The sequence below is a fragment of the Trinickia soli genome (assembly GCF_002879855.1).
In the GTDB taxonomy this organism is placed as follows: Bacteria; Pseudomonadota; Gammaproteobacteria; order Burkholderiales; family Burkholderiaceae; genus Trinickia; species Trinickia soli.
Window position 1 is genome coordinate 18,253 of sequence record NZ_PNYB01000030.1, and the last position, 24,553, is coordinate 42,805.

At 60.9% G+C, this 24,553-nt stretch carries 23 protein-coding genes, 1 pseudogene and 1 riboswitch; of the genes and pseudogenes, 8 read left to right on the forward strand and 16 right to left on the reverse strand.

What is annotated here, in order from left to right:
- Positions 1-9: 9 nt before the first annotated feature.
- From C0Z19_RS24455 to C0Z19_RS24480, 6 genes are all read right to left on the reverse strand, one after another.
- The gene (locus C0Z19_RS24455) at positions 10-708 is read right to left on the reverse strand and encodes a fumarylacetoacetate hydrolase family protein (protein WP_102612428.1); all 699 of its coding nucleotides are present in this window, start codon (positions 706-708) and stop codon (positions 10-12) included.
- Between the two features lie 130 nt (positions 709-838).
- Positions 839-1,885: a gentisate 1,2-dioxygenase gene (gene gtdA / locus C0Z19_RS24460; protein WP_102612429.1), complete on the reverse strand. Its 1,047-nt coding sequence runs from the start codon at positions 1,883-1,885 to the stop codon at positions 839-841.
- Positions 1,886-1,911: 26 nt separating this feature from the next.
- Positions 1,912-2,223 carry a non-heme iron oxygenase ferredoxin subunit gene (locus tag C0Z19_RS24465; RefSeq protein WP_102612430.1) on the reverse strand — a complete coding sequence of 104 codons (312 nt, stop codon included), beginning with the start codon at positions 2,221-2,223 and terminating at the stop codon, positions 1,912-1,914.
- An 8-nt stretch (positions 2,224-2,231) separates the two neighbouring features.
- Positions 2,232-2,705, reverse strand: a complete 474-nt coding sequence (locus C0Z19_RS24470; RefSeq protein ID WP_102612431.1) for an aromatic-ring-hydroxylating dioxygenase subunit beta — start codon at positions 2,703-2,705, stop codon at positions 2,232-2,234.
- Position 2,706: 1 nt separating this feature from the next.
- The gene (locus tag C0Z19_RS24475) at positions 2,707-3,963 is read right to left on the reverse strand and encodes an aromatic ring-hydroxylating dioxygenase subunit alpha (RefSeq protein WP_102612432.1); all 1,257 of its coding nucleotides are present in this window, start codon (positions 3,961-3,963) and stop codon (positions 2,707-2,709) included.
- A gap of 51 nt (positions 3,964-4,014) precedes the next feature.
- Positions 4,015-5,001 carry a 2Fe-2S iron-sulfur cluster-binding protein gene (locus C0Z19_RS24480; protein ID WP_102612433.1) on the reverse strand — a complete coding sequence of 329 codons (987 nt, stop codon included), beginning with the start codon at positions 4,999-5,001 and terminating at the stop codon, positions 4,015-4,017.
- 160 nt (positions 5,002-5,161) lie between these two features.
- Between C0Z19_RS24480 and C0Z19_RS24485 the strand changes: the two genes are divergently transcribed.
- Both C0Z19_RS24485 and C0Z19_RS24490 read left to right on the forward strand, forming a co-directional pair.
- Positions 5,162-6,064 (forward strand): LysR family transcriptional regulator, encoded by a 903-nt coding sequence (locus C0Z19_RS24485; RefSeq protein ID WP_102612434.1) that lies wholly within the window; start codon positions 5,162-5,164, stop codon positions 6,062-6,064.
- A gap of 107 nt (positions 6,065-6,171) precedes the next feature.
- A complete protein-coding gene (locus C0Z19_RS24490; protein WP_269844890.1) occupies positions 6,172-6,444 on the forward strand; it encodes an SDR family NAD(P)-dependent oxidoreductase in 273 nt (90 codons plus the stop codon).
- 16 nt (positions 6,445-6,460) lie between these two features.
- Here C0Z19_RS24490 and atzF read toward each other — a convergent pair whose 3' ends face one another.
- The 8 genes from atzF to C0Z19_RS24530 all read right to left on the reverse strand — a co-directional run bounded on the left by atzF (position 6,461) and on the right by C0Z19_RS24530 (position 16,861).
- Positions 6,461-8,281, reverse strand: coding sequence for an allophanate hydrolase (gene atzF, locus C0Z19_RS24495; RefSeq protein ID WP_102612436.1), 1,821 nt, complete (start codon positions 8,279-8,281; stop codon positions 6,461-6,463).
- A gap of 19 nt (positions 8,282-8,300) precedes the next feature.
- On the reverse strand, positions 8,301-11,900 hold the full coding sequence (gene uca, locus C0Z19_RS24500; protein WP_102612437.1) for an urea carboxylase: 3,600 nt from the start codon (positions 11,898-11,900) through the stop codon (positions 8,301-8,303).
- A 172-nt stretch (positions 11,901-12,072) separates the two neighbouring features.
- The gene (locus C0Z19_RS24505) at positions 12,073-12,714 is read right to left on the reverse strand and encodes an urea amidolyase associated protein UAAP2 (protein ID WP_102612438.1); all 642 of its coding nucleotides are present in this window, start codon (positions 12,712-12,714) and stop codon (positions 12,073-12,075) included.
- A 15-nt stretch (positions 12,715-12,729) separates the two neighbouring features.
- The gene (locus tag C0Z19_RS24510; protein WP_102612439.1) at positions 12,730-13,434 is read right to left on the reverse strand and encodes an urea amidolyase associated protein UAAP1; all 705 of its coding nucleotides are present in this window, start codon (positions 13,432-13,434) and stop codon (positions 12,730-12,732) included.
- Positions 13,435-13,450: 16 nt separating this feature from the next.
- The gene (locus C0Z19_RS24515) at positions 13,451-14,242 is read right to left on the reverse strand and encodes an ABC transporter ATP-binding protein (protein ID WP_102612440.1); all 792 of its coding nucleotides are present in this window, start codon (positions 14,240-14,242) and stop codon (positions 13,451-13,453) included.
- Positions 14,239-15,051: an ABC transporter permease gene (locus tag C0Z19_RS24520; protein WP_102612441.1), complete on the reverse strand. Its 813-nt coding sequence runs from the start codon at positions 15,049-15,051 to the stop codon at positions 14,239-14,241. The genes C0Z19_RS24515 and C0Z19_RS24520 overlap by 4 nt, the downstream gene beginning before the upstream one ends.
- A 35-nt stretch (positions 15,052-15,086) precedes the next feature.
- Complete coding sequence (locus C0Z19_RS24525) at positions 15,087-16,157, reverse strand: putative urea ABC transporter substrate-binding protein (protein WP_102612442.1); 1,071 nt, start codon at positions 16,155-16,157, stop codon at positions 15,087-15,089.
- Between the two features lie 58 nt (positions 16,158-16,215).
- Positions 16,216-16,315: riboswitch (guanidine-I (ykkC/yxkD leader) on the reverse strand.
- 225 nt (positions 16,316-16,540) lie between these two features.
- On the reverse strand, positions 16,541-16,861 hold the full coding sequence (locus C0Z19_RS24530; RefSeq protein ID WP_102612443.1) for a hypothetical protein: 321 nt from the start codon (positions 16,859-16,861) through the stop codon (positions 16,541-16,543).
- 313 nt (positions 16,862-17,174) lie between these two features.
- On the opposite strand from C0Z19_RS24530, the gene C0Z19_RS24535 reads away from it, so the two are divergent.
- Positions 17,175-17,480 (forward strand): panthothenate synthetase, encoded by a 306-nt coding sequence (locus C0Z19_RS24535; protein ID WP_102612444.1) that lies wholly within the window; start codon positions 17,175-17,177, stop codon positions 17,478-17,480.
- Between the two features lie 377 nt (positions 17,481-17,857).
- On the opposite strand, the gene C0Z19_RS24540 is transcribed toward C0Z19_RS24535, so the two are convergent.
- Positions 17,858-18,190, reverse strand: coding sequence for a putative quinol monooxygenase (locus tag C0Z19_RS24540; protein ID WP_102612445.1), 333 nt, complete (start codon positions 18,188-18,190; stop codon positions 17,858-17,860).
- Between the two features lie 282 nt (positions 18,191-18,472).
- On the opposite strand from C0Z19_RS24540, the pseudogene C0Z19_RS24545 reads away from it, so the two are divergent.
- The 4 genes and pseudogenes from C0Z19_RS24545 to C0Z19_RS24560 form a co-directional block, all read left to right on the forward strand.
- A pseudogene (locus tag C0Z19_RS24545) lies at positions 18,473-18,622 on the forward strand (ABC transporter permease); the annotation flags it as partial.
- 237 nt (positions 18,623-18,859) lie between these two features.
- Positions 18,860-19,534 carry a type 1 glutamine amidotransferase domain-containing protein gene (locus C0Z19_RS24550; RefSeq protein ID WP_102612446.1) on the forward strand — a complete coding sequence of 225 codons (675 nt, stop codon included), beginning with the start codon at positions 18,860-18,862 and terminating at the stop codon, positions 19,532-19,534.
- Between the two features lie 185 nt (positions 19,535-19,719).
- Positions 19,720-21,165 carry a DEAD/DEAH box helicase gene (locus C0Z19_RS24555; RefSeq protein ID WP_102612447.1) on the forward strand — a complete coding sequence of 482 codons (1,446 nt, stop codon included), beginning with the start codon at positions 19,720-19,722 and terminating at the stop codon, positions 21,163-21,165.
- Positions 21,166-21,586: 421 nt separating this feature from the next.
- Positions 21,587-22,699, forward strand: coding sequence for a histidinol-phosphate transaminase (locus C0Z19_RS24560; protein ID WP_102612448.1), 1,113 nt, complete (start codon positions 21,587-21,589; stop codon positions 22,697-22,699).
- A 35-nt stretch (positions 22,700-22,734) separates the two neighbouring features.
- On the opposite strand, the gene C0Z19_RS24565 is transcribed toward C0Z19_RS24560, so the two are convergent.
- Positions 22,735-23,586 (reverse strand): alpha/beta fold hydrolase, encoded by an 852-nt coding sequence (locus C0Z19_RS24565; RefSeq protein ID WP_102612449.1) that lies wholly within the window; start codon positions 23,584-23,586, stop codon positions 22,735-22,737.
- Positions 23,587-23,741: 155 nt separating this feature from the next.
- Between C0Z19_RS24565 and C0Z19_RS24570 the strand changes: the two genes are divergently transcribed.
- Positions 23,742-24,527, forward strand: a complete 786-nt coding sequence (locus C0Z19_RS24570; protein WP_102612450.1) for an AraC family transcriptional regulator — start codon at positions 23,742-23,744, stop codon at positions 24,525-24,527.
- Positions 24,528-24,553 lie beyond the last annotated feature (26 nt).

Here is a 24,553-nt window from a genome sequence, read left to right on the forward strand (position 1 = left end):
GGCTCCGGCTCAGGCTACGCGCACGTTCAGCTCGCCGAGACGTTCGACGCCGACGGTCATCAAATCTCCTTTGACCACCGCGCCAACGCCTTCCGGTGTCCCGGTATAGATGAGATCGCCCGGCTCGAGACGGAAGAACTTCGAGAGATCGGCGACCGTCTCGGCAACGGACCATATCAAGTGCGAGACGTCGCTGTTCTGCTTCGGAACGCCGTTCACGTTCAGCCATAATTGGCCGCGCTCGAAATGCCCGACCTCGCTCGCGACGTGAATCGGCCCGATCGGCGCCGAACGATCGAAGGCCTTGCCGATTTCCCACGGCCGCCCCATTTCACGCATCTTCATTTGCAGGTCGCGGCGCGTCATGTCCAGGCCAACGGCATAACCCCAGACATGATCGAGCGCATCGGCGAGCGCGACATCCGAGCCGCCCTTGCCGATCGCAGCCACGAGCTCTGCCTCGTAGTGGTAGTTGGCCGTCTGCGCAGGATACGGCAGCTCGAGCGTGTCCCCATAGGCGACGGGCACCACGGCATCGGCGGGCTTGCAGAAAAAGAATGGCGGCTCGCGATCGGGATCGAAGCCCATCTCGCGGGCGTGCGCGGCATAGTTCCGACCGACGCAGTAAACGCGCCGCACGGGGAACTCGTCCTGAGTGCCGGCGACGGGGACCGCGACGGTCGGTTCGGGAGGAAAGACGAATGACATGACGGTAGCCTCGATTATCGAGTGAAGAGATCCGGATAATTGGCATCGACCGGGCGAGGCGAGGGGACGAAGCGCAATGCAACTCGATGCAACGCAACGGCTCGCCCTCGATCGATGGGTACTGGTGGGACTATGTGCGTTCTTCGCGCAGCAGGTTGAGCGCGGACAACACGGGCCGGTCCGAGTAGCTGAACAGCACGCTGTCCATGGAAGCGGCGAGACTGACTGGCTGCCATGCAGGCACGACGAACACGTCGTGCGGTTCGAACGCGAACGGCGTACCGGCGATCGATGCCTGGCCATGCCCTTGCACGACACAGTACACAGTCGCATCGGTGCTGCGATAAGTTCTGCCGGAAAAGCCGGCGGGCAAAAACTGCATGAAGGTGGCGATGGTGGGCATCGGCCATCCGCCTGTCGCCGGATTGACGTAGCGTAGCTTCACGCCGTCCCATTCGTCGAGATCGCCGTTCCGATAGAGCTCATCCAGCGCTTCCCGGGTTCGCTCATAGGGATAGCTGAAGATCGGAGAAGTCGGATCGGTTACGCGATGACGAACCGGCAACATGTTGTGGCCGAAGCGCGCGAAGCTGTCGCCCTCGGGGCGCGAGATCGGTTGAGTCGACTCTGGATAGTTTTCCGCGAATCCTGCATTGAGGCTGGCGATCAACGGAATATCGAGTCCATCGAGCCAGATGACCGGTTCGCCGCCCTGGTCCAGCGCTGGGTTGCCGTGGTCGTGCCAGGTCCAAGTGGGCGTGATGATGAAATCGCCCGGGCGCATGGTGGTGCGCTCGCCGTTGACGGCGGTCCACGCACCGCTGCCTTCCACGATGAACCGCAGCGCGGATTGCGTATGCCGGTGACTCGGTGCAATCTCTCCCGGCAAGATAAGCTGCAGACCGGCGTAAAGGGTCGACGTAATGCTCGCCTTTCCGGGCAAGCCGGGGTTCTCTAGAACGAGCACGCGCCGGACCGCTTCTTCGGCGCTGATCACGGCGCCCGCCTCGATGACGAGGTCGCGAGTCTGAGAATATTTCCAGATGGCCGCGACTGCTTGCGGCTGAGGCGCCTTCGGCACGAGGTGGTGCAGCGATTCCCACAACGGAGAGAGCCGCTGTTCTCCGAGTTTCTCGTAGTAGGTCGAGCGTGCTTCGCGCATCGAAGCTATCGTCATCAGCGTCTCCTTCGGTTCATGAGTGATCAGATCTCGACGTACACGCTTCCATCTTCAATCTTGATGGGATAGGTGCGGATATCGGTGGCGAGCGGCTCACACAGCGCCTTTCCGTTACGGATGTCGAAGCGGCCTTGATGCAACGGGCATTCGATCTCATGACCCTCGAGGAATCCGTCGCACAGCCGAGCGTGACCGTGCGTGCAAATGTTGTCCGTTGCATACACTTCGCCGTCCACGCCATAGATGGCGAGTTCGCGCCCGGCGGCCTCGACGGCTACCACATCGGCGCTCGGTACGGCCGCGCAATCGATGACCTTTGTCCACTGCTTCGACATGACTGACCTCAAATCGGGTAAATGAGCGAGTTAGCGATCATCTCGCTGTCGAACACGCAAAGCCGCGACTCGAACCTCAAGCCGTCTTTCGTGCGGCGAATCGTATCGATGTATCGGCCGACGTTGAAGACAGTCGACATCTCATCGGGCTTCGTACGGAACACGGCGTAGTTCGCCTGCGCCTCGATGCGCTCGTGATCGGCGCGGTGAACGCGCGGGATCCCTACGACATGCCGCTGGTAGTAGGGGTCGTGAAAGATCGTCTCGGTCATGCCGTAGACGCGGTCCTTCAACATGCCCTTGCTTTCGAACGAAAGCGTCGCGAGCGGAAGGCCGCGGTCGTAGTTCTCACGCGGCTGGACCTTGTAGGCGCAGTGCTCGGTAAAGAATTCTGGCCACTTGTCCCACTCGTTGTTATCCACGACAGCCGCGTAGTCCGCGTAGAGCGCGAGGAGTTTCTGATAGGTATCGAAATCGAGCATGTCAGATCTCCATGACGCGTCGCCAGTAGTCGTACATTCCGCGAATCAGTGTCTCGGTCACCATGTGGTCGGTGTCGCCAATTTCGCGCCCGCCTAGTTCCGCGATGGTTTGATGAAACGGCTTTTGCTCGAATCCTTCCTGAGAGAATTCGATGACTTCGCCGTCGTCCGCGGAGACGAAGCCCGCAGGCCCGAACAAGTTCGCTTGGCGCAACCGGCGGCGCGTCATGTCTTCGCTGTCTTCTTCGAAGCCGAAGTGCGTCCAGACGAAATCGAACGAGCCCTCTCCATTGGGCTGAATGTGCCGTGTCGACACTGAATTCACTTGTTGCTGGATGATGACGCTCGGGAAGACGGTCATCATGACCGCCGTCGGCGTACCCCACCAGGGCTCATGCGCCACATCGAGAAAGCGGTTGTCGTTCAGCGTCATCTGATCCTTGAAGCTCGATACGCCGCTCGTCACTTCCCCCTTGCCGCCGGAGCCGCGTGTCGAAATCATCGCGGCATGCCTGAAATGCTCGTCCATCTTCAATTCGGACTTGTTGTCGGCACGCCAAAGGCCGAACGTGACGAACCACGTGTGGAGCAGGCCCGGGTGGTACGGATCCTTGATGTTTTCCTGCATCAGCTTCCAATTGCCGGGAATGCGCTGACGGTTGTATCCGAGGATCGTCAGCTTGCGCCCGTCAAATACGCGGTCGAAGTAGCGCAGTATCGTCGGGCCGAGGAAGGCTTCGAGCGACGGCAGGTCGTGATCGAACGACGCGAAGATGACGCCGTTACGCGTTGCCACGTTGAGCTTCGTGAGCCCGTGCTCCTTCGTGTCGAAATCCGCGGGCATGCCGCCGTTGATCTTGCCGTCGAGCTTGACGCCGCGTCGAAACGGCACGCCGACGAGGTTGCCCTTCAGGTCGTAGTTCCATTGATGGTAAGGGCAGGTGAAGTCCTTGCGGTTGCCGAACTTCTCCCTGCAAAAGCGCACGCCGCGATGCGCGCAGACGTTCTCGACGACGCTGATGTCGCCCTCCTGCGTGCGCGCGACGATGACGGAACGCTCGCCGACAACCGTCCGCTTGAAGTCGCCCGGATTCGGAATCTCGGCTTCGAGGCCGACGTAGCACCAATGGCCCGAATAAAAGAAGCGCTCTAGTTCGCGGCGGTAGATGTCGGCATCGGTATATGCCCAGAACGGAATGCGGCTCGAACCTTCCCGCTTCCACTGCGGCGTCGTGAAAACGAGCGACGTGTCGTTCATACGCTGTCTCCTGAGTTTGCTGTAGGTGTTGCGATGACATGGACCAAGCGGTCAGACGCCGCTCGCATAAAACGCATCGGCGTAGATATGTTCGTTGGCGACGCCTTTTTGCCGAAGCAGGATCGAGGCGGCGTCCACCATGACCGGTGCGCCGGCCAGATAGGCCCTCCAGCCTTTCAGGCTCGACCAGTCCGCGCCGACTGCCTCGGTTACCACGCCCCTGCGATACTTTTCCGACATGTCCCAGGAAGCCACGACGACGTGCGCGGTCAGGTTCGGCAGTCGCTCCTGCAGTTCGTCGAGCCAATGCGTGCCGTAGACGTCGCGTGGCGAGCGCACGCCGAAATACACATGCACGGGAGTGGCCATGTCTGCCTCGGCCATGCCGCGCAGAATCGAAAGGATGGGAGCCAAGCCGGTCCCGCCGGCAATGCATACGACCGGGTCGGTGGTCCTGCGACGCAAGTAGGCGGTGCCGAGCGGGCCGCTCAGACGTACCGTATCGCCCACCTTGAGGTGATTCGCCACATAAGAGGTCACGCGTCCGTTCGGCACGAGACGGATATGAAACTCCACCGCGTACGGATTCTGCGTGACGGCCATCGAATACGGCCGGACATGCTGCGGCGTGAACTGCAGCGTCGCATACTGTCCCGGCGAAAATTCGAACGGCTTCGACAGTGCGAGACGAACGCGCTTGATGTCGTGCGTCACGTCTTCGATGCCTATGACGGTCGTCTTGATGATCTTCGCCGGATGCACGACGATCTCGTCGATTTCGGGCAGCTCGATCGCGCAGTCCTCGACGATCGTCGTTTGACAGGCCAGCACGGATTGACCCGTCGCTGCGGGGGCGTTCGTTTCTCGCGATCCCGTCACGAGCACGTTGCCGGAAACAACGCGGCAACGGCAGGTGCCGCAGCGGCCCGCCATGCAACTGTAGGAAACGGGGATCTCATGCGCGCGCAGCACATCGAGCAGGTTTTCGCCAGCACGCACATTGAGCATCCGCTGCAACGGCAAAATCGAAACATCCATGGCGCCAGTGTCTCCGAGGCTGGTCAATTCACGACGTCATGATGCCGCCGGCTGCGCTATTGATAAATAGAATCCGCTTGATAATTCACATCATCGATAGTGATAATGCACGCATGGAAACGCGGGCACGCGAGAGGCCGGTCAGGAGGAAGACAAAGCAATGGAGCTTCAGGACATCGATCTGAACCTGCTCGTGGTCTTCAACGAGTTGCTTCGCCAGCGGCGGGTGTCGACCGTTGCCACTACGTTGGGCATTTCGCAGCCGGCGATCAGCAACGCGCTGAACCGATTGCGTAGGTTGCTCGGAGATGAGCTTTTTCTTCGCACATCCAAGGGCATGATGCCGACGCCGTTCGCCGAGTCGCTTGCCGAGCCGATCGGTTACGCGCTTGGCGCGATCTACAACACGCTCAATGCGACGTCGAGTTTCGAGCCGGCCTCGAGCAACCGGTCGTTTACGGTTGCCATGACCGATATCGGCGAAATCTACTTTTTGCCGGCTCTCATGAAACGGCTGGCCGAGGCTTCACCGGGCGTCACGATCAGCACGGTGCGCAATCAGGCCGATGCGCTGTGCGATGCCATGGAGACGGGCCAGGTCGATCTCGCCATCGGCTTTTTGCCTGACCTTAAAACGGGTTTCTTCCAACGCCGATTGTTCAAGCAGCGATACGTGTGTCTGTTTCGTAAGGGACACCCGCTCGCGAAGGCGGGCATGACGATGAAGGCGTTTCTCGAAGCGGAGCACGTTTCGATCGTCGCCGAGGGGACCGGGCACGGCATGGTCGATACCGCGATCCAGCGCGCCGGCGTGCCGCGTCGCGTTCGTCTGCGCGTGCCGCACTTCGTGGCCGTCGGGCATATCCTTCATACGACCGATTTGATCGCGGTGGTTCCCGAGGCATACGCTGCGCGCACACTCGCGCCCTTCGGTCTCGACAGTGCCCCATGCCCGGTCAAGATCCCCGATATCACGATCAATGTGCTCTGGCACGCGAGGAATCATCGCGAGCGCAGCAATCAGTGGCTCCGGCAGCTGGTGTTCGAGGAGTTTTCTCAGTGATGAGGCGATAGGGCGCCAGCGCGGGTTCGGGGCCGACAGGTTCAAATCGATGCGACCCAGCCATAAGACTTCGCTATTGCGCCAGACCAATCCTGTCTTTGCGCGGCTTGCGCGGGGAACGTCATCAACACCGTCATCGATTTCGATCGATCCTCGCCGGGGCCGTCGCGCGATTGCGCGCAGAGGGGGCGACGGCGCATGCTGCTCCCTTCGATGTGACCTCGCCGGAAGACGTTCAACTCGGCGTCGCTCGCATCGAGCGTGATCTTGGTGCGATCGACATCCTGGTCAACAACGCCGGCATGCAGCGCCGTGCGCCGCTCGAACAGTTCTCGCACGCGCAGTGGGAGGAACTGATGAAGACCGCGAATATCCCATAGACGGTTAATCCATTGGCTAACGATTCGTCGGCGCGTGCGGGCTGGCGAGCCATGCGCGCCAGCCGCCCAACGCCGTAATGTCACCCCCGGACTCCAGACCATAGGGTTCGCACACAAAGCCGGTCACCCACTTGCCATTCGCCAGTTCAATTTTCCCTAGCGCAAGGGGGGAGGGAATGGTCTCGATGAACGAACCCAGTTCCAGGCTGGACATTTCCCATACCTCGATCTCGATGGCCTTGCCTCCGTCCGGTACTCGCCGCATGCCGGGCCGCCTCGTGCCATCCGGCGTGGCCGCCAGTGCGGACAAGCGGTAGTGCGGTGCGGTTTGCGTCGCCTCCACCAGGCGTGCGCCACGGCACACGAGATCGCGATTGAGCGGCAAGCCCTGCATGTGAGCGCCGCACACCGCGACGCGCACGCGATCGTTGGACACTGCCGGCCGGTCACCTGCGTCGGGTATGCCACCACCCCCAGCGCATTCAATGCCGCTTATTCGCTGCAGCATGTCGGCCACGCTCAGCAGATACTGATCCGTGAATGCGCGGCCAAACACGGTCACGCCCCACGGCAGGCCGTTCGTCATGAACGCAGTCGGCGTCGCTACGGCCGCATAGTCGAGCAGATTCATGAAATTGGTGTAGTAGCCGAGCAGTGAATTGGGTGCGATGGGGTCGCGCTCCAACTCCGCGAGTGTGACGGGACGCGGATAAGTCGGCGTGAGAACGAAGTCGAGGGGTTCGAGCGCCGCGTCGCAGATAACCTTCAACGCCTGCAGACGGTATTGCGCGCGAAATAGCTCCACCGCGGTGGCAGCAGGGGCTTTTGCCAGCACATCGCGAATGACCGGCAACACGGCGTCCCCATCCGCTTCGATCAATTCGCCCGCGACGTTGTAGCGCTCTGCGACCCATGGGCCTTCATACAGCAGATTCGCCGCTTCGAGGAACGGCGCAAAGTCGATTTCAACGGCTTCGCCGCCCGCGGCTTCGAGCGCCGCGCGGGACTTCGCAAACAACGCCGGGCTTTGCGCACAGCCCGCGAATTCGAGTTGGGACGGTACGCCGAAGCGGAACCTCGTGAGCTTGCCGAATGCACGCCCGGTGTTCCATTGCGGGTTCCTGCGGCTGTATGCGTCGCGAGGATCGACCTGCGCGGTGAGTGCCAGCAGTTCGCTGGCTTCGCGCGCGGTCGCCGTGAAATACGTCACGCAATCGAGCGTACGGCACGCCGGCACGACGCCGGCGGTGGACAGCAGACCCTTGGTCGGCTTGAGTCCGATGAGGTTGTTCAGCCCTGCCGGTACGCGGCCGGAGCCCGCGGTGTCGGTGCCGAGCGCGAAGCTCGCGACGCCCAGCGCGACGGCCAGCGACGACCCCGAACTCGATCCGCCCGACGGATAGTCGGGATGCACGCTGTTGCGGCACTGGCCATAGGGCGAGCGCGTGCCGTTCAGGCCGGTCGCGAACTGGTCGAGATTGGTTTTGCCGAGCGGCACGGCGCCCAGCGCGATCAACCGTGCGACGAGCGTCGCCGATTCGGCCGGCGTATAGGCGAACGCGGGGCAGGCCGCCGTTGTCGGAACACCGGCCAAGTCGATGTTGTCCTTGATCGCGAACGGAATGCCATAGAGCGGCAATGCGTCGATATCCTGAGTGTCAAGCCACTCCAGGTAGGGTGCGACTTCCGCTTCGCTTAGCATGCGGATGAACAAATGAAATTCGGGATTGAGGGCAGCGGCTTTCGCCAGCAGCTCGCCAATCAGCTTGCGCGGCGTGAGCGTGCCGGCACGGTAAGCGGCGCGCAGCGTAGGCAGGCGCAGATCAAATGAAGACATGGGTGTGTTCACCGTAAAGTCAAAGGCGTTCGATGACAGCGACGCGTTGCCCCGCGCGCACCGCGGAGCCGGGCGCTACGTAAATCTCGCCGACGGTCCCCGCACACGGCGCGCACACGGAGATTTCCATCTTCATCGACTCGATGACGAGCAGAACGTCGCCGGCCTCGACGGTGTCGCCGGAGCCCACGCGCACCTGCCAGAGGCTGCCCGCGATCTCGCTGTCCACGGCGACGTCGCCCTCTTTCAGCGGCGCGAGTTCCATGTCCTGCGCGATCGGTGCGTCGTATTCTTCCTCCGCGGTTCCCGCTTCCCGCCAGCGCTCGCGTTCGGCCTGAAACGCGGCTTGCTGCCGCGCGCGGAATCGCTCGATGCCCACCGCTTCCCTCGTCAGAAACGTTTGATAGTCGGCCAGCGATAGCTCGGTCTCTTCGATCTTCAGCGGATATCGTCCGAGCGGAAAGTCCGCGCGGATGCGTTGCAATTCGTCGGCAGGGACTTCATAGAAGCGGATCTGGTCGAAGAAGCGCAACAGATACGGCCGCCCCGCGAAATCAGCGACTTGACGGTAGCGATTCCACATCTGCAACGTCCGGCCAACGAACTGATAACCGCCTGGTCCCTCCATTCCATAGACGCATAGATACGCGCCGCCGATACCGACCGAGTTCTCGGCCGTCCATGTGCGCGCCGGGTTGTATTTGGTCGTCACCAGTCGATGGCGCGGATCGAGCGGGGTCGCGACCGGCGCGCCGAGATATACGTCCCCCAGTCCCATCACCAGATAGCTCGCATCGAAGACGATTCGTTTGACGGCGTCGATCGAATCGAGGTCGTTGATGCGGCGGATGAACTCGAGATTGCTCGGACACCAGGGCGCGTCCCGGCGCACCGTCGTCATATATTTGTCGATCGCGAGCCGGCAGGCGGGGTCGTCCCACGACAGAGGCAGATGCACGATCCGTGACGGCGCGCGCAAATCCTTCTGCAGCAAAACGTGCTGCCATGCGCGCTCGACGAGCGCGAGCAACCGCGGTAGCGGCAAGCGCTCAGGCTGATAGTGAATCTGCAGTGAGCGGATGCCGGGAGTCAAATCGATGACGCCCGGCAGCGCCATCGCTTCGAGCGACTGCATCAACGCGTGGCCGCGGAAACGCAATACGAGATCGAGCTCCGGCGGGCCGATTTCGAGCAGTAGATGCGTGTCGCCGGACACCCGCGCGACGAGCCGCTCGCGATCCGAACCGGTATCGAGGACGATAGGCGATACCAGCGGCGCTGCCTTCGTGAAAACCGGCTTCGCGTCGAATTCGAGCGTCTGCCATTCATGCATACGGTGGCGTGCCGCCTCGCGCGCCTCATCGATTTGCACCGGCACGAAGCGCACTTTGTCACCGGCTTTCAACTGGCCGATTTGCCAAAGATCCGCTTCGATGATTGTCACCGGACACACGAAGCCGCCAAGACTCGGGCCGTCAGGCCCGAGAATCACAGGCATGTCGCCGGTGAAGTCGACGGCGCCGACCGCATAGGGGTTATCGTGAATGTTCGACGGATGCAGCCCGGCCTCGCCACCGTCCTCGCGCGCCCACTCCGGCTTCGGCCCGATCAGACGCACGCCTGTGCGGCTGGAGTTGAAATGAATCTCCCATTCGGTGTCAAAAAACCGCTCTATATAACGTTGGCTGAAATACTCCGGCGCGCCGTGCGGCCCATAAACGACGCGCAGCGTCCGCACGGTTTCCAGTTCAGGGACATGGGCCAGCACTGCGCCCGTGCTGTCGTCCTGCAGCGGGTGCAAATGCAATACGTCGCCCGCACGGAGCGCTCGCCCTCCATGTCCGCCGAACTGACCGAGCGTGAAGGTGCTGCGGCTACCGAGATACACCGCGACATCGAAGCCGCCACGCACGCACAGATAGGAACGCGCGCCCGCCCCACGGATCGTGCCGAGCGCGAGCGTCGAACCTGCGCCGACAAAGAAGGTCGTGTTCAGCGGCTGCTCGACGTCGTCCAGCAATACGGACAGATGCGCGCCCGTCACTGCCACGACCGCATCCGTTTTGAAACGCAAGGTCGGTCCGCTCATGGTGATTTCGAGCGCGGCCGCGTCTGCCGCATTGCCGAGCAGCCGATTGCCGAGCCGCAGCGCGCGGTCATCCATCGGACCTGAAGGCGGAATGCCGACGGCCCAGTAGCCAACGCGGCCGGGATAATCCTGCACGGTCGTCTGCGTGCCGCCGCTGACCACCTCGATCGTGCTCGCCCGATACATGAGCCCTTCGAGGCATCGCGTCCACGGTTCGCCCGACGCAAACGGCTGATCGTCGAGGATTTGCGTCAGATAGTCGCGGTTGGTCGCCACGCCATAGATGCGCGTACGCTGCAGTGCTTCATTGAGCGCAAGGCGCGCCGCATCGCGTGTCGGCGACCACGCAATCACCTTCGCCAGCATCGGGTCGAAGTAGGGCGGTACTTCGCAGCCGGCTTCCACCCAGGTATCGATGCGCAGCGCGCGGCCGTCGGCGCACGGAAACGCGACATCGGTCAGCAAGCCCGGACTCGGCTTGAAATCGCTGCCTGGGTCTTCGGCGTAGAGGCGCGCCTGGATCGCGTGCCCGCGCGGCGTCAACGCTGCCGCGAGTGCTTGCAGCGGCGCTAGCGTGCCCGCCGCCAGTTCGATCATCCAACGCACGAGATCGACGCCCCACACCTGCTCGGTCACGCCGTGCTCGACCTGCAGGCGCGTATTCACCTCGAGGAAGTAGAACCGCTGTGCGGCACTGTCGTAGACAAATTCAACGGTACCGGCCGAGCGGTAATTGACCGCTTTCGCGAGCTTCACGGCAGCGTCGCACAATGCCGCCGGCATGCCGTCCGGCAAATGAGGTGCGGGGGTCTCTTCGAGCACCTTCTGGTTGCGCCGCTGCACCGAGCAGTCGCGCACGCCCAGCGCGATCGCGTCGCCCCGGCCGTCGCCGAAGATCTGCACTTCGAGGTGCCGTGCTCGCTCGATGTACTTTTCGAGGAACACGCCGGCGTCGCTGAAATTGTTCTGGCCCAGGCGCTTGACCACGTCGAAATGCGCGCGCAGTTCGTCGACGTTCCAGCACACCCGCATGCCAATGCCGCCGCCGCCTGCCGTGCTCTTGAGCATCACCGGATAGCCGATCGCTGCCGCTGCATCGAGCGCTGCCGGAAGATCGTCGAGCAGCCCCGTGCCTTCGAGCATCGGGACGCCTTCTTCCGCGGCGATTGCACGCGCTGTGTGCTTCAGCCCAAAAGCCCGCAGCTGTGCGGGCGTCGGTCCGATAAACGCAATGCCTGCCGCTTCACACGCCTCGCCGAAGCTTGCGTTCTCCGACAGGAACCCGTAGCCCGGATGGATCGCCTGAACGTTCTCCCGGCGAGCAATCTCGAGAATCTTTTCCGTATCGAGGTAGGTGGCCGATGCCGGGCCTTCGCCGAGCCCGTGCGCGATGGGTGCCTCGCTCACATGACGACTCGCGCGATCCGCTTCCGCATAGACGACGACACCGGTGACGTCGAGTTCGCGCAGCGTTCGAAGAATGCGGCACGCGATCGCGCCGCGATTGGCGATGAGGATTTTCTCGAACATGAATGGGGTCTTGATTCATGGGCGGGCCGTCCCGCCAGTGGGAATGCATGCCGCGGTCGTCCGCGGCAGAGATCGGCATCAGCGATCTGCGTAGGTCATTGCTCGCGCGCGCCAGTAAGGCATCGTCCGGAGCGAACCGGCATGCGTCAGTCGAGCCGCGCGCGGATACGCTTCAGTTCCATATCAGCAGTTCCGCGGGTGTCGGGTTATAGGCATTGCACGGGTTGTTCAACTGCGGGCAGTTGGAGATCAGTACGATCACGTCCATCTCCGCGCGCAATTCCACGTACTTGCCTGGCGCCGAGATGCCGTCCTCGAACGTCAGACCGCCTTCGGACGTCACCGGGACGTTCATGAAGAAGTTGATGTTCGCGCCGATATCCTGCTTCGACAAACGTCCGTCGTGCGCACAGGCGCGCAAGTAATTATCGCGGCAGCTATGCATGTAACGCTTTTCGAGTGCGTAACGCACGGTGTTGCTCTCCTGCGCGCAAGCGCCGCCGAGCGTGTCGTGACGGCCGCAGGTATCGGCGACGATCGTCAGCATCGGATTGCCGAGGTTCGAATACAGTATGGTGCCGGTCGTCAGGTAGAGGCTCTTCTGCCGACGCAGCGTGCGTTGGGGATCGAAGCGCTCACGCGGATCGGCGAGACTGTAGAAGAGCGTATCGACGGCCTGATTGCCTTCCAGATCGAGAATGCGGAGTGTCTGCCCGCCTTTCAGTTCGTGCAGCCACGGTTCACCGGCCGCGAGTGTCTCGCGAAAAATCGCGTGTTCGGGGCGTTTGTCGCTCACTGTAAGCGTCGTGGTCATGGTGTCGGGCTCCGCTCAAAGAAAGAAACGTTCGGTGTTGATGAAACCGCGCATGTTTTCCTCGCACGCGGTTCGGCAGAGCTCGGCGACATCGTGCTGCGCGCGGCTCAACGCAAGCTGGACCGGCTTGGGTGCGTATTGCGGATGCGGATCGAGCGGATGCTGGATCGCGGTGAGCACGACGAGCGTGTTCATTGGCGCGTACAGCTCGACGTAGTCGCCGGCCTTCGAATTGCCCGGCACGAAATTCAGGGCGCCCGCATCTGTGACGTCGACTCGGCTGAAGAGATTGAGCGTCATCAGCAGGTCCTGGATCCCCAGCCCCCATTTGCCCATTTCGACGAGCAGATTGTCGGTGCCGTTGCGATAGAACGCGTTGCGCAGTTCCTGGTAGCGGCCTGACCCGTAGCGTTCTTGCACTTCCTCGGCGTTCGATACACCGCCGATGCTGTCGTGCCAGCCGCAGGTGTCCGCAACGATCGCGGCAAGCACGCGGCCCATATCGGAGTACAGGCAATGACCGGCCGTCAGTCGCGCCGTGTGCTGGCACTTCAACGTATCGGGCAGGTTGAGCCGCTCGCTCTTCTCTGTGGCATTGATCAACATCACGCTCACGTTCGCGCCGCCGCGCAGGTCGGTCACGCGCAACGACTGGCCGCGCTTGACGATCAGCGAGGTATGGCCGCCACCGGGGACGGTTTCTTCGAGTAGCAAATCCATGTTGTTAAGCTTCCTGTCAGGCTGAAACCGCTTCGACACGAGATGAGCCGTCCACCACGGACTGCGCCAAATGGAGGGACGAAGCGCAGTCGCGGCTGTGGTCCAGCGGAATGTTGTAGGTGATGCGCGCGCCATAGGCGCCAGGTGCCTGAGGATCGACGCGGACCTTGTCGAATACCAGCACGCGGCTACCCAGCGTGAAGCCTTCCTTCAGGTCGTGCGTGACCATGAAAATGGTGAGCTTCGATTCGCGCCACAGGCTCAGCAGCAATTCGTGCATATCCTTGCGGATACCGGGATCGAGCGCGCCGAACGGTTCATCGAGCAGTAAGATGCGCGGCTTCATCATCAGCGCTTGGGCAATCGCGAGGCGCTGTTGCATGCCGCCCGACAGTTGTTGCGGATACTTGTTCAACGCCGCGCCCAGGCCGACATGCTCCAACATCGCTGCGGCCTCGTCGCGCGCCGCGCGCCGTCGCGCACCGAACAGTCGGCCCGTGAGCTTTGCGCGCGGCAATTCGAGTCCCAGCATCACGTTGGCCACTACCGTGAGATGGTCGAATACCGAATAGCGCTGAAATACCACGCCGCGATGCGCATCGGGCTCAGCGGGCAACGGTTGACCGTCCAGCAAAATCTTGCCGCGCGTCGCGCGTTCCTGGCCGAGCAACAGCCGCAGGAAGGTCGACTTGCCGCAGCCCGATGCGCCGACCAGCGAACAGAACTCGCCTTCTTCGATACGCAGGTTCAATCGTTCGAGCACGACCTGATCGCCGTATTCCTTCCAGACGTTGCGAACTTCGATCATCGTGCGCCTCCGAACCAGGGGAACGACCACTGCGTCACGCGGCGCAGCAGTTCGTCGATGAGCCACGCGAGCAGGGTGATCCACGCCACGTAAGGCAGGATCACGTCCATGGCGAGGTAGCGGCGCACCAGAAAAATGCGGTAGCCGAGGCCATCCGTCGAAGCGATCGCTTCCGCGGCGATCAGAAAAAGCCATGCCGCACCCAGCGACAGACGCATGGCCACCAGAAGACGCGGCAGTAATTGCGGCAGCACGAGACGCAGAATCAACGTCCAGCTGTTGGCGCCGAGCGTCTGCGCCTTGACCCACAATTCGACGGGGATTTCACGAGATCGCGCATGCAGGTCACGGATGATCATCGGGGTAATGCCAACCACGATCAGCACTACCTTCGACAATTCGTCGAGCCCGAAGACGATGAATAAAATGGGCAGCACCGCGAGTGGCGGGATCATCGAAATCACCGTGATGAACGGTGAAAACGTCGCACTCACCAGCGGAAACGAGCCGGTGGCGATGGCCGCTGTCAGTGCAATTGCAGCGCTGACGACGAGGCCGATGCCGAGCCGCCGCAAGCTCGACACGGTATCCGCCCACAGCAAATACTCCCCCGTACGCTTGTCCTCGGTGAAGGCGACCTCCTTGATGGCCTCGCTCATTTGCGTCGCGCCTGGCAGCAACTTGTCGTCGGGATTGAGCTTGAGGCGCATCGACGAGCCCGTGAAATACACCGCCACGAGCACGATGAAGGGCAGCAACAGCAGCATCAGGCCGCCGCTTCGGCTGGGATGTCGATTGATGAGTCGCATGGATGCTGCCTTGTCGAATACGTGAGGTGTTTGGCTTAGAGCTTTCCGGCGGCCGCCATTTCGACGTAGCTCGGATCGAAACGCAGCTTGACGTTGCTCTTATTGCCGATCACGACACCTTTGTCGAACGCCATGCCGACCACGTCCGCGCTTTTGGCATCCTGTCCCAGCAGACCGTGATCGAACGAGAAGTTAGCAACGCGCGTCATGATCTTCGGCATGTCGGGACTCGTCATGAAATCCAGTGCGGCTTTCGGCGTATAGAAAAGCGCGGTCGTCGACAGTTGACCCTTGAAGCCCGCGAGATCGGTGCCCGATGCCTTGGCCATTGCAGTGAGCGCGGTGGTGCCGGCAGCGTTGTTGGCATGCATCAGCGCGACCATCTCGAACCATGCGCCCGTCAGTGCTTTGCCGAGCGCGGGGTTCTCGTGCAGGGTCTTGGTGTTGACCACCATCATGTCCATGATTTCGCCGGGGATCTTGCTCGAGTCGAAGACCTCGGTGACGGCGGGCTGCGCTTTCAGGTCAGCGAGCATCGGGTTCCATGTCACCGTGTTCTGGACGGCGGGCGTCGCGAATGCGCCGGAAATATCGGCATCGGATGTATTCACGACTTTGAGGTCGCGCTCGCTCATATGCGCGCTCTCCAATGCGCGAGCCAGCAGGTAGTGCGACACGGAGAACTGCACGAGATTGACCTGCTGGCCCTTCAGATCGGCAATCTGCTTACCCTTGCCCTTCATGAGCACGCCATCGTTGCCGTTCGAATAGTCGCTGACGATCAGGGCCGTCGAATCCACCCCGCCGGCGGCGGGAATGGTCAGCGCATCCATATTGGTCATCGCACAGCCATCGAACTTGCCGGCGGTGTACTGATTGATGGATTCGACGTAGTCGTTCAGTTGCACGACATCGACGTTGATGCCGTATTTTTTTGCCCACTTCGAGACGATACCCTGGGTCTTTGCCTGACCCCACGGCATCCAGCCGGCGTAGATGGTCCAGCAAACCTTGAAGTCGGTACGGCCCGCGGCAAACGTGGATGGGGAGGCGAAGGCGGCGAGGGAGACGGTGGCGATGCCAAGAAAGCGAACGAGCTTGCGCATGAGGTTGACCTCGGAGGGGACGGTTAGCAACGGCAGGGAGCAGCGCAGACATCGCGTTCTCTCCCGGGCTTTTGTCCCGCCGTGTAACCTCGCCAGAGGTCGACAGCTCTCGGACCAGCACCTGCGTGAAGCAGGCCGGAACCCTAGCCGTCCATTTCCAGATTGTGTGCGAACCGAATGCAGCGCCGGCTCCTTGCCAGCGGAGTAGAGCGAGAAGCGTGCCAACCGCGAATCGCCGCATTTGGCGGGCGTCGCGTCGGGTTCCCGCGCCGTTTCGGGGAGGGCACGCACCTGCGCGTGCGGAACAGGCACCTTAACTGTGCGTGCGTTATCCGGGCTTGACGTACTTTTGGCCGCCTGGTGCGGACGGCGTGGGGATTTTGTCAGGTGCCCTTACTGGGCCCGGAATCTTCGGACGGCTGATGCACTTCATCGCCCCGACCAGGGAAAAACACGTTCAGAACGTCGCGGACGCCTTCAGCCAGCGTCGCTTCCGCGCTGATCGTTTGCGTTTCGCCGGACCCGGCCGGGTCGGCGCTCAAGCCGCGCCAATGAGTGAAGACGAGCAAAGGCTTTTCGGTCCATTCACCATCGCCAAACTTCGCGAAGGCAGTGTCCCCGCTGACAAGTTGAACCTCGTACCATCCATCGCGCACCGGGGCGTAGTCGTCCAGCGGAAACCAGTCGGTTGGCTCAATTTCCATAAATCCCTCACTGATCTATCGCTGCCTGTCGGTGGAAGTGCCGTCGCGCATCGCGCCGTGCGGTCGGGCGGCGTGCCAAGCTGGCGCCAAGTGACCGGCCAATGCGCCTGAGCCAGTCGGCAGGGGCTGCGTCAGCGTTCTGCAGGCGATCGAGGCGCGCCTTTGGTGATTATAGAGCTTGCCAATCTTGGCGCCGCGTGTGGCGAGCGCCCGTTTTCGAAATTGATTGTGCCGGTAGCGGAATGCCGCCGTTGCGAGCCGGCAAACTCCTATTCTTGAAGTGTCCATTTGGACAGGATCAAGGAGACTGACGATGCGCATGCTTTTGAACATACGAATACCGCACGAGCCATTCAACGCTTTTGTGCGCGATGGTTCCGTCGGCGCGTTAATCGAGAGGATTCTCGAAGAGACGAAGCCGGAGGCCGCCTACTTTACCGAGCAGAACGGAACGCGGGGAGCAATCCTCGTGGTTGACCTTGAGGAGCCGTCGCACATTCCAAAATTTTCGGAGCCATGGTTTCTTACGTTCAATGCCGACTGTGAGTTTCGCGTGGTGATGCTAGCGGAGGACCTCAAGAAGAGCGGACTCGAAATGCTTGGCTCGAAGTGGAAATAGCGAGCACGGCACGGCGTGTGACAGCGCGACCTCGGAGAACTGCCGCTCGCCGCCAGGAGGGGCGAGTGGCGCAGAAGGGGCCGAGTGCTGCCGATCCGCCGTCAGGCGGAGATCGGCCATAAAGCGCTATTCACCTGAACTCTCTCGCCGACGGTCGAATGTCGATTCCGCGCGGGCCGGCGGACCTTCGCGACCGAGAGATATCGAATAAGTCGTAAGCCGAAGCGGACTTTCGTCACCAAAGATGGCCACTTCGCGTTCAAGCGGCCTGTCTACCTCTGGCGACGAACGTTCGGCAGAACGTCCACTCGGCGATGGGCGGCCCATCACTTCGTCATCTGGGCCGGCCCTGATCGCTGGTTGCGTTGGCAGATCGACTATGCGAGGCGATCGGGGGCAAGTTGTAAAACCCGTGCGGGTGCCGCCCTGAAGCTCGGACTATGTGCATCGGCTGCAATCATGTGAGGCGTTACGTCGTGTGCCGCCAATGCTTCAGTTGATGCCCAGCGCTCGATCAAGACAAATCTGTTTTCGTCACCGACGACAGAATGGAGATCGTACTGGAGACAGCCTTGTTCCGCACGCACAAGCGGCGCTAACTTTTCATACGCCGCGATTTGCTCGTGGCCTTTCCCTGGAATGGTTTGAATCGAGATAACAAGCATCACCTCCCGTTCGCTATTTCGGCTGTGACAATCTACTTTGCTCATGACGACTCCGTGCTGGTGTGATGCCGACGAAAGACGATCAGCCGTAAACGCGAAAGGCCCCGTCTTTTGCCGGCGGGGCCCTTGAAGATATGCAGCGACGAAGATTACCGCGTGCGCATCAAGGACGTCCCACCGTTGCCGATGGTCGTCGTTGTGATGACAGTCACGAAGGGAATCAGATTGCGTTGCATATTATTACGCTAACTCACTCGCCGGAGGCGAGTCAAGTCCACTGCGACTTACACACATTTCTCCAACGTTCTTCGAATGGCGGTTGCACAGACGCTGCCGCGCCAGATGTTTACCGGTATCCGCGAAAACATCACGCCGACGATCGCGGCGCTTGCAACGATCCTCATCGTTTTCTCAACGTGCCTCTTGTTAGCGCTTGAATGGCTGCGGGGCAAGAGCGCGGCAAGGGCGGTGGCTTGACTCCGCGATCACCCTGCATCGTCGACTAAAAATCCGGTCGTCATTCGAAAAGCAACCTATTCTGTATAGCGGACGGGCTTGGCCGATTGCCGACGCATCGCATCGTTCGAGTCCGGTGTCAGCCTGAAGCCGCACACCGCCAACCTTCGAGGAGGGGATAAGTCACAACGCGGGCGTGTACGTTCAAGAACCGGAGGTGGCGGAGTCGATTCGGGCCTTCTTGATTCGGAGCAGACAATGAAAATTCTGATGGTAATGACCTCTCACGATACGTTAGGAAATACCGGGAAGAAAACTGGGTTCTGGCTCGAAGAGTTTGCCGCTCCCTACTACACATTCCTCGATGGGGGTGTGAATGTCACGGTTGCGTCCCCGAAGGGTGGCCAGCCACCTCTCGACCCCAAGAGCGACACGCCTGAAGGCGAGACGGATGTGACAAAGCGATTCAAGGCGGACCCGGCTGCCAGGTCCGTCCTGGCCAACACGGTCAAGCTTGCTGACGTGCAGGCCCAGGACTATGACGCAGTCTTCTATCCAGGTGGCCATGGCCCGATGTGGGATTTGGCAGAGGAAAAAAATTCGATCGCGTTGATCGAGGCCTTCTGGAAGGGCGGCAAGCCCGTGGCCGCGGTGTGCCACGGCCCGGCCGTTTTGCACCACGTGACGATCGACGGCCAACCACTTGTGAAAGGAAAACGCGTCACCGGTTTCACAAATACCGAGGAAGAAGCCGTGCAACTGACGAATGTCGTACCGTTTCTTGTCGAAGATGAATTGAAGCGACTCGGAGGCATTTACGAGAAGGCGGACGATTGGCAAAGCTTTTCGATTACCGATGGCCGATTGGTCACGGGCCAGAATCCGGCTTCCTCGACGGCTACCGCGAAGAACTTGATGGCGCTTTTGCACTGAGTGTTTTGCCCGCCTGGAGTATTCGTATTTCGCGCTTTATTTCTTCTTTCCTTCCTTTGGGTCGAGTTTATACACGACCTACTGGAAGGCGAAATTTCAGGGGAAGCTCAGGTTGCCGATGACACCGGCCCGGCGCGATCAGGCGGTAACCGTTAGAATTTGCGGTTTTAGCCCGGAACACGCCAATGTCTTTTGCCTCTCTTGGCCTGATCGATCCCTTGCTGCGTAATGTGCGGGACGTGAATTACCAGACGCCTACGCCGGTGCAGGCCAAGGCGATTCCTGCTGTGCTCAGTGGCAAGGACGTCATGGCTTCGGCACAAACCGGCACGGGCAAAACGGCGGGTTTTGCGCTGCCGCTGTTGCAACGGCTGGTGCAACACGGCCCGGCGGTGTCCAGCAACCGCGCGCGTGTTCTGGTGCTGGTGCCCACGCGTGAACTGGCTGAACAAGTGCTGCAAAGCTTTCTCGAGTATGGTAAAGGCCTCGATTTACGATTTCTGGCCGCCTACGGCGGTGTGAGTATCAACCCGCAGATGATGAAGTTGCGCAAAGGCGTGGATGTGCTCGTTGCCACGCCGGGCCGTTTGCTGGATCTCCATCGCCAGAACGCAGTGCAGTTTGATCAAGTACAAACGCTGGTGCTGGATGAAGCCGACCGCATGCTGGATCTGGGCTTTGCGCGCGAACTCAACGCCGTCTTTGCAGCATTGCCCGCTCAGCGCCAGACCCTGCTGTTCTCTGCCACGTTTACCGATGATATCCGCGCCATGGCGGCGGGCATTCTGCGCGGCCCGGTCAATATCAGCGTCAGCCCGCCCAATACCACGGTAAGCAAGATCAAGCAGTGGGTGGTGCCGGTGGATAAAAGGACCAAGCCTGACCTCTTCATGCACCTTGTGGCTGAGAACAACTGGGAGCACGCGCTAGTGTTCGTTAAAACCCGCAATGGCGTGGATTACCTGGCGGCCGTGCTGGACGAAGCGGGTTACTCGGTCGACACCATCCACGGGGACAAACCGCAACCCGCGCGCCTGCGTGCGCTGGAGCGCTTCAAGACGGGCGAAGTAAATATGCTGGTAGCCACCGATGTGGCTGCGCGCGGGCTGGATATCGACGACCTGCCGCTGGTGATCAACGTTGATCTGCCGATCGTGGCGCAAGACTATGTGCACCGTATTGGCCGTACCGGCCGCGCAGGCGCCAGCGGGGTGGCGGTGTCCCTCGTGTGCGCCGACGAAGCGCCGCAACTGGCCGCGATTGAAGCGCTGATCGGGCAAACGCTGCCCCGCGAAGAGGAGCCGGGTTTTGAAGCCGAACACCGCGTGCCGCAAACCAGCGCGACGGGCCAGATCATCAAGAAACCTAAAAAGCCCAAGAAGCCCAAAGCGCTGCAGGCTGCGTCGGGCGCCATGCAGGTGATCGGCAAAAAGCCGCGCCCACAAAGCGGCGAAAACAAACGCAAGCCTGTGGCGCAGCGTGCAATGGCCACGGGTAAAGGCACAAGCTTGTCCAGCGGTAGCCCATTCAGCCTGCAAAAGCCACGCAGCAAACCCGCCAGCAAGCCAGCGGCGGGTTCAGGTAAGCCGGCTGGCAAACCCGCTGGGGGCCGCGGCAAACGCCAACCTTGATCCGTGGGGATGAGTAACGCCAGCCCATGAAACATGGATGCGGTTTGTGGCTAGCTGGCGGGCGGTGGGGAAGTCCGGCTCTGGGTCGACTTACCTCTTTGCATGCCGTGCCGAGGCCATCGCCGTAGCCGGGGGGGGACCCTGTGCGGCCATGAGCGGTCACTCGATGCTGTTGCCGCAACAAACCCATCCGAGACGAATGCGCTCAGACCGAGATTTGTGTGTCAATATTCACAGCATGGAAATCCGTAACCTCTTGAGCAAACCTCACCACCATCATCACGGTCGCGACTCGACGCGCCGTGGTTCGTTACGTCCATAGCAAGGAACTTGAGACTTCGATTCTCCCTTTCCACGCATAAACGACCAAGGCGCCCTAGGCGCCTTTTTTATTGCCACCGCCGACAACGGAGTTACCTTGATGAGACGGACTTGGACAGAGATTTCGTTTGCAGACTTACCTATCCGTGAGGATCTCAGACTACATCAAGCATATGGGGCGCCCCAACTCGACGTCCCGGTGCGCCTAAACGTCAACGAAAATCCGTATCCGCCATCACAAGGGTTGGTTGCAAGCATCGCCGAGGCGATAGCCGAGGCCGGGGCGAATGCAAATCGATATCCGGATCGCGACTTCACCAAGCTGCGAACCTGCTTGGCCACTTACCTGACGCATGATACGGGTGTCTATCTTGACGCCAGTCAGGTTTGGGCCGGTAATGGCTCAAACGAAGTACTTCAACAAATTCTTCAGGTGTTTGGCGGCCCGGGCCGGCTAGCCCTAACATTTACGCCTGCCTATCCAATGTATGACGAGTATTGCCGCACGACCTTTACCCGGTTGCACAGCTTGCCACGGACTGAAAGTTTCGCGATAGATCTGCCCCAGACGATTGACGCTATTCAATCGTTGCAGCCAAGCGTGATTTTTCTGACTTCACCGAACAATCCGACCGGGACAGCACTTCCTATAGAAGACATACAAGCAATTCTTGATGTCGCTCCTGGAATAGTTGTCGTGGATGAGGCATATGGAGAATTTCGCCGTGACGGCGTAGCTAGTGCCGTGACGCTGCTACCGTGCAATCCTCGTCTTGTTGTGTCGCGAACGATGAGCAAAGCATTCAAATTTGCCGGGGGGCGGGTTGGTTACTGCGCATGCGCAGCCCCCATTATTGAAGCGATCAAACTTGTCCGCCTCCCTTACCACTTGTCCGTTTTCACGCAGGCTGCCGCATGCGCAGCACTCGCTGCACGCGACGAGATGCTATCGCAAGTGGCAACACTAAAGGCCGAACGTGATGCGACGGTATCCTGGCTTCGACAGCAAGGGCTTCAGGTTGCCGATTCAGATGCCAACTTCGTCATGTTTGGGCGTTTTAATGATCGTCATCTGATATGGAATAAGTTGCTGCGCAGTGGGATTCTCGTTCGCGAGATCGGGCCAAGCGGATATCTTCGAGTTTCCATCGGCACTACGGCAGAGATGGTCGCATTTCGTGATGCCTTATCAACTGCGATGCATACCGGTTGACGATTCGACCATGATTGGGTGGCGACTGTCCGACTTCAGGCGAGCCGACTGTCTCTGGTGGGTCGCGCAGCGTCACTGACAGGCTCCGAGTCCGTGGCTTGCTCGGAAGATAAGCGCGCATCCGCAACCGTCGCCGGATCGAGAAGGAAGGATTCGATGGCGGTGGCAAGGGCGAGCGGCGTCTCGTTCATCGGATAATGGCCTGCATTCTTCAAGATCTCGAGCGTGGCGCGGGGATATCGGCGCAGATACGTCTCGGCCATCAGTCCGGCGTTGAATGTTGGATCGTGCTCCCCCACCAACACCTTCACTGGATGCCGTCCGGTAATCTCGTCGCTGAAATCCGTATCGGCCCACGCATGGAAGTATGCGGCGAACGCTTCCTGAGAGGAATGCGTTGCCGAATACGCCGCTTTCCATTCGATCCAGGACGTAGGCAACCGGCCGCCAGTGCTTCGATCGATGACGGTTCTACGAATGTCGATATGCTCGGCGGCATCTTCGAGTAGACGCCGCGTCGCCGTATCGTAGGAAATCCCGCCGCAAGGAACCGGGGCAACGGCAACGAGTGCATGCACCCGATCCGGGGCACGTGTCGCTATCCGCTCGATCGCCATGCCGCCCATCGAATGGCCGATCAGGCTGAAGGCATGAATTTCCAGTGCGTCAGCGAGCGCCAGCGCATCGGAGGCGATCTCATCGATCGTGTAGTCGCCGTGCGTCTGCTGCATGCCCCCGTAGCCGCGATAGTCCATGAATACATAACTGAACGCGTGACCGGAAAGCCAGGGTTCAATTTGTGCGAACGAGTCAGCGTCCCCGAACCAGCCGTGTAGAACGAGGACAGGGCGAGGGCCATTCCCCACGCGATGAAACGTATTGGGCATATCAACTCCGATGTGAATGGGATGCGGTCTTCATCGCGTGCAACACGAACGTCTCGCAGACTCCATAGCGCTTCTCGCGACAGATTCGGCGGATAGTAAGCCGGTCGATGCGGGCCCGCCTTCTATGGCGGGTCATTCACTGTAGAATTTGGGCCATGCGAAACACTCTGGTCGATCCATTCGAAGACATCCCGCGCAGTGTGGTTGTGACCGCGAACGATTTTGCGGCAAGTTCATCGTTTCCAGTGCATGCGCATCGACGCGGGCAGTTCGCGTTCGCCTCTCGCGGCTCGATTAGCGTGGCCACTCCCGAAGGCCGGTGGCTCGTACCGCCGCGGCGAGCCTGCTGGGTACCTGCCGGTATTGCCCACGAGATGACGATGAGCGGCCCCGTGACCATGCTCAATGCCTTCGTGTCGCCGGATGAAGCGGAGGCCGTGCAACTGCCGGGCCATTGCTGCGTCTATGGCGTTTCGGCACTTCTCGAGCAACTCCTTGAGGAGGCTGTCGAGCTACCAGCCATGTACGACGTCGATGGCCGTGCCGGCAAGCTAATGGATCTGCTCGTCGCAGAAATAGCCTCCATGCCGCGTTTGTCACTCCACGCGCCGTTGCCGGGGGATTCCCGTCTCGCTCGCGCGTGTCAGCGGCTGTTTGAGGCGCCGTCAATTTCCATCGGCCTCGACGTGATGGCTGCCGAGGTCGGAATGAGTCGGCGAACATTTACCCGGCTCTTCCGAGTGCAGACGGGCGTGAGTTTTGCCGAGTGGCGCCAGCAGGTTTGTCTGCTCACAGCCATCGAACGATTGAGTGGAGGGCAGCCTGTGACTCGAGTCGCGTTGGACCTGGGCTACGCAAGTCCCAGCGCGTTCTCATCCGCATTTCGTCGCGTACTTGGGGAAACGCCGAGCCGGTATATGGAGGCGCGCCGCGCAGAATGAAGGATACGGCCCCCTGCGGAACGGGA